Consider the following 1478-nt stretch of genomic DNA (forward strand, 5'->3'; position numbering starts at 1 on the left):
CGCTAAGTGTTCCCCTTAACCTTCCAGCACCGGGCAGGCGTCAGCCCCTATACTTCAGCTTTCGCTTTAGCAGAGACCTGTGTTTTTGCTAAACAGTTGCTTGGGCCTATTCTCTGCGGCCTACTGTTACATAGGCACCCCTTCTCCCGAAGTTACGGGGTCAATTTGCCGAGTTCCTTGACAACAATTCTTCCGATGGTCTTAGGATTCTCTCCTCATCTACCTGTGTCGGTTTGCGGTACGGGCACCAACATCCTCCATAGAGACTTTTCTTGGCAGCGTGGAATCAGATACTTCGCGGCACAAGGCCACTCCCCATCACACCTCAACATTAACCAGACGGATTTGCCTGTCTGATCTGTCTAGATGCTTAGACACACATCCAATAGTGTGCACATCCTATCCTCCTGCGTCATCCCATTTGTAATAACGTCAGTTGGTGGTATCGGAATATCAACCGATTGTCCATCACCTACGCCTTTCGGCCTCGGCTTAGGTCCCGACTAACCCTGAGCGGACGAGCCTTCCTCAGGAAACCTTAGATTTTCGACCAATAAGATTCTCACTTATTTCTCGCTACTTATGCCAGCATACTCACTCCTGTACAGTCCACCGCTCCTTTCGGTACGACTTCACTCCATACAGGAAGCTCCTCTACCGCTCTTTCGAGCCCATAGCTTCGGTGGTAAGTTTTAGCCCCGGACATCTTCGGCGCAGGATCTCTTGACTAGTGAGCTATTACGCACTCTTTAAATGAGTGGCTGCTTCTAAGCCAACATCCTAGTTGTCTTAGAAATCCCACATCCTTTTCCACTTAACTTACACTTTGGGACCTTAGCTGATGATCTGGGCTGTTTCCCTTTTGACCACGGATCTTATCATTCGTAGTCTGACTGCTGAGATACAAGTATATGGCATTCGGAGTTTGATAGGGTTCAGTAACTGTTGTCAGCCCCTAGCCCATTCAGTGCTCTACCTCCATTACTCAATCTCAACGCTAGCCCTAAAGCTATTTCGAGGAGAACCAGCTATCTCCGAGTTCGATTGGAATTTCTCCGCTATCCACAGCTCATCCCATGGTTTTTCAACACCAACGTGGTTCGGACCTCCACGGAATTTTACTTCCGCTTCATCCTGGCCATGGATAGGTCACCCGGTTTCGGGTCTACGACATGCAACTTTTCGCCCTATTCAGACTCGGTTTCCCTTCGGCTCCGTACCTTAAGTACTTAACCTTGCTACATACCGTAACTCGCTGGCTCGTTCTACAAAAAGCACGTCGTCGCACGTAAAAGTGCTTCGACCGGTTGTGGACACACGGTTTCAGGTTCTATTTCACTCCCCTTCCGGGGTTCTTTTCACCTTTCCCTCACGGTACTGCTTCACTATCGGTCACCAGTTAGTATTTAGCCTTGGGAGGTGGTCCTCCCAGCTTCCCACAAGGTTTCACGTGTCTCGTGGTACTCTGGAGTAGATCT

The 1478-nt window shown here is 49.4% G+C and carries 1 rRNA gene; it reads right to left on the reverse strand.

From position 1 onward, the window contains the following. A 23S ribosomal RNA gene (locus HBE96_RS19555) occupies positions 1–1478 on the reverse strand; the annotation flags it as partial.

The sequence above is a fragment of the Clostridium muellerianum genome (genome assembly GCF_012926525.1).
Taxonomy (GTDB): domain Bacteria; phylum Bacillota; class Clostridia; order Clostridiales; family Clostridiaceae; genus Clostridium_AM; species Clostridium_AM muellerianum.